Origin of the sequence: Streptomyces sp. NPDC006610, from assembly GCF_040611575.1 — a bacterium.
Taxonomy (GTDB): Bacteria; Actinomycetota; Actinomycetes; order Streptomycetales; family Streptomycetaceae; genus Streptomyces.
On record NZ_JBEXOP010000088.1, the window covers coordinates 1 to 4,129 of the forward strand.

The 4,129-nt window shown below is 73.4% G+C and carries 1 protein-coding gene; it reads left to right on the forward strand.

Going from position 1 to position 4,129, the window contains the following annotated elements:
- Positions 1–169: 169 nt before the first annotated feature.
- Positions 170–4,129: SDR family NAD(P)-dependent oxidoreductase (locus tag ABZY13_RS33360; RefSeq protein WP_356637549.1), on the forward strand; the 3,960-nt coding region annotated here is incomplete at its 3' end.

The window sequence follows — 4,129 nt, forward strand, 5'->3', positions numbered from 1 at the left end:
GGTTGTGGAGGAGCTGGCGCTGCAGGCGCCGCTGGTGCTGTCCGGGTCGGGTGGTGTGCGGGTCCAGGTCGTGGTGGGTGCGGGGGACGGTTCGGGCCGTCGTACGGTCTCGGTGCATGCGCGTGCGGAGGAGCAGGCGGACGGGGTGTGGACGCTGCATGCGGAGGGTGTGCTGGCCCCGGCTGGTCCGGAGGCGGAGTTCGAGTTGTCCGCGTGGCCGCCGGCGGATGCGTCTGCGATTGATCTGGCGGGGGCGTATGGAGGGCTTGCCGGTGTCGGGTATGAGTACGGGCCGACGTTTCAGGGGCTGAAGTCCGCTTGGCGGCGCGGCGACGAGTTGTTCGCCGAGGTGGCGCTTCCGGACGCGTCCGCCGTCGAGGGGTTCGGGATTCATCCGGCGTTGCTGGATGCGGCGATGCATGTGGCTCTGGTCGGTGGTACCGAGGGTGGTGAGCCGGTGCTGCCGTTCGTGTGGAACGACGTGCGGTTGCACGCGGTGGGTGCGTCGGCGGTGCGGGTGCGGGTGACGCGGCCGACGTCGGAGAGCCTCACACTTGAGGTGGCCGATGCTTCCGGCCGGCCGGTGATGTCGGTCGGGTCGGTCGTCGGACGCCCGGTGTCCGCGCAGCAGTTGAGCGCTCCGGGCAAGGACTCCCTGTTCCGCATCGCTTGGACCCCGTCGCCCCTCGACGCCCGGGCCGAGCCGGAGTGGACGGCCTGGGAGGACCTGCCCGCGGACGGCGAACCCGTCACCGGAACCGTGGTCCTGACCTGCGCCGCCATGGAGGGTGACGTCCCGGCGGTGGTGCGGGCGCACACGCACCGTGTGCTGGACGTCGTACAGGAATGGCTGGCCGGGGAGCGGTTCGCGGAGGCGACGCTCGCCGTCGTCACGCACGGGGCCGTGGCCACCGAGGACGGCGCGCCGGTGGACATCACGCAGGCCCCCGTGTGGGGCCTCGTGCGCGCCGCACAGGCCGAGAACCCCGGCCGTTTCCTGCTCGTCGACACCGACGAGCCGAACGGCCCTCTCGCGGCACTGGCCCTTGGCGAGCCCGAGTCGGCGGTGCGTGAGGGTCGGGTGTTCGTGCCGAGGCTCGCGCGCGTCGACGCGTCCGCCGCCCGGGCGCCCGAGTCGTGGGACCCCGAGGGCACCGTCCTGATCACCGGCGGAACCGGCGGTCTCGGCGCCCTTGTGGCCCGCCACCTGGTCGCCGACCACGGCGTACGACGCCTGCTGTTGACCAGCCGCCGCGGACCGGACGCCCCCGGGGCCGCCGAGTTGAGCGCGGAGCTGACCGGTCTGGGCGCGCAGGTCGCCGTCGCCGCCTGCGACGTGACCGACGGGGAAGCCCTGGCCGAGCTGCTGGCCGGCATCCCCGCACCCCACCCTCTGCGCGGTGTCGTGCACATCGCGGGGCTCATCGACAACGGCCTGGTCGGCACTCTGACCCCCGAGCGACTGGACGCCGTCCTCGCGCCGAAGGCCGACGCGGCGTGGCATCTCCACGACCTGACGCGGGACCTCGACCTGACCGCCTTCGTGATGTTCTCCTCGGCCGGCGGCCTGGTGCTCGCCGCCGGCCAGGCCAACTACGCGGCGGCCAACGTCTTCCTGGACGCGCTCGCCCAGCACCGCCGAGCCGAAGGGCTTCCGGCGACGGCCATGGCGTACGGCCTCTGGGGCGTGCACACCGGCATGACCCGGGAACCGGACCTGGCCGCGGAGCGCATGGAGGCTCAGGGCCTGCCGGCGCTGCCGCCCGAACAGGGACTCGCACTCTTCGACGCCGCGCTGCGCTCGGGCCGCCCCGCCCTGGTGCCGCTGCGCGTCGAACCGGCCGTGCTGCGCGGACGCGGCGAGGAGATCCCGGCCCTGCTGCGTGGACTCGTACGACTGCCGGGCAGCCGGCGCGCACGCGCCGCGGCCGGCGGGGCGGCCGACGGACTGCAACAGCGGCTGGCCGGGCTGGACGCGGCCGAACGGGACCGGGTCCTGGTCGACCTCGTGCGCGGCCAGGTGGCCGCGGTGCTCGGGCATGCCTCGGCCGACGCCGTCGAACCCGACCGTGCATTCCAGGAGTTGGGCTTCGACTCGCTGGCCGCGGTGGAACTGCGCAACAAGCTGGGCGCGGCGACCGGACAACGACTTCCCGCCACTTTGGTCTTCGACTACCCGACGGCCCGCGCCGTGGCCGACCACCTCGGCGCCTCGCTGACCGGCGCGGCGGCCGCCGTCGCCGGCTCGGCCATCGTCCGGACGGTCGAGGCGGCCGGCCGCGACGACGATCCGGTGGCGGTCATCGGCATGGCCTGCCGCTACCCCGGGGGCGTGTCGTCGCCGGAGGAACTGTGGCGGCTGGTCGCCGAGGGCGTCGACGCGATCTCCGAGTTCCCGGGCGACCGCGGCTGGGACGACGACGTCTACGACCCGCAGCCGGGCACGCCCGGCAAGACGTACGCGCGCCGGGGCGGGTTCCTCGACGACGCCGCGGACTTCGACAGCGACTTCTTCGGCATCAGCCCCAACGACGCGCTGATGATGGACCCGCAGCAGCGGCTCCTGCTGGAGACGGCGTGGGAGGCCATCGAGCGGGCCGGGATCACTCCCGCCTCGCTGAAGGGCAGCTCCACCGGCGTGTTCGCCGGGTTGATGTACCACGACTACGGGCTGGGCGAGGCGGCGGCCAGTGCCGGTGGCAGCCTCGTGTCGGGACGCACGTCGTACGTGCTCGGCCTCGAAGGCCCGTCGGTGACGGTGGACACGGCGTGTTCGTCTTCGTTGGTGTCGCTGCATCTGGCGGCGCAGGCCCTGCGGTCGGGCGAGTGCTCGCTGGCGCTGGCCGGCGGCGTCGCGGTGATGGGCACGCCGGGCATGTTCGTGGAGTTCAGCAGGCAGCTCGGCCTGGCGCCCGACGGGCGGTCGAAGTCGTTCGCCGCGTCGGCCGACGGCGTCGCATGGTCCGAGGGTGCGGGCGTACTGCTGCTGGAGCGCCTGTCCGACGCCCGCCGCAACGGCCACCCCGTGCTCGCGGTCATCCGCGGCTCCGCCGTCAACCAGGACGGCGCCTCCAACGGGATGACAGCGCCCAACGGCCCCTCGCAGCAGCGGGTGATCCGCCAGGCGCTGGCCAACGCCCGCCTCGCCGCCGCCGACGTCGACCTCGTGGAGGCGCACGGTACGGGCACGCGGCTGGGCGACCCGATCGAGGCGCAGGCCCTGCTGGCGACGTACGGCCAGGACCGCCCGCAGGACGACCCGGTGTGGCTGGGCTCCATCAAGTCGAACATCGGCCACGCCCAGGCCGCCGCCGGTGTCGCCGGAGTCATCAAGATCGTCCAGGCGTTCCGGAACCGGACCATGCCGAGGACGCTCCACGTCGACGCGCCCTCCCCGCACGTCGACTGGTCGGAGGGCAATGCCCGGCTGCTCACCGAGGCCCGCGAGTGGGCGCCGAACGGCCACCCCCGCCGCGCCGCGGTCTCGGCCTTCGGCATCAGTGGCACGAACGCGCACGTCATCGTGGAGGAGGCACCACCGCACCAGGACGAGCCCGCCTCCGACCGACGACGGCCCGTACCCGCTCTGCCCTGGGTGCTCTCGGCCCGCAGCCGGGCCGCGCTGGCCGAGCAGGCACAGCGACTGCTCCCGTCGGCGACCGAACACGATGCCCTGGACCTCGCGTACTCGCTGGCCACGACCCGGACGGCGTTCGAGTACCGGGCGGCCCTCGTGGGCACGGACAGCGATGCTCTCCTGCGCGGCCTGACGGCGGTCGCGGAAGGCCGCAACGCCCCGGCGGTGATGACGGGGTACACCCGGCGGGCCGGTTCTACGGCGTTCTTGTTCACGGGGCAGGGGGCGCAGCGGCTTGGTATGGGGCGGGAGTTGTATGCGGCTTATCCGGTGTTCGCGGCGGCGTTCGATGCGGTGGCGGGCGAGTTGGATGTGCTTCTCGATCGGCCGTTGCGGGATGTGGTGTGGGGCGAGGACGGAGGGCTGTTGGAGCGGACCGGCTTCGCTCAGCCTGCTCTGTTTGCGTTCGAGGTGGCGTTGTTCCGGTTGGTGGAGTCGTGGGGGGTGCGGCCGGACTTCGTTGCGGGGCATTCGGTCGGTGAGGTGGCTGCG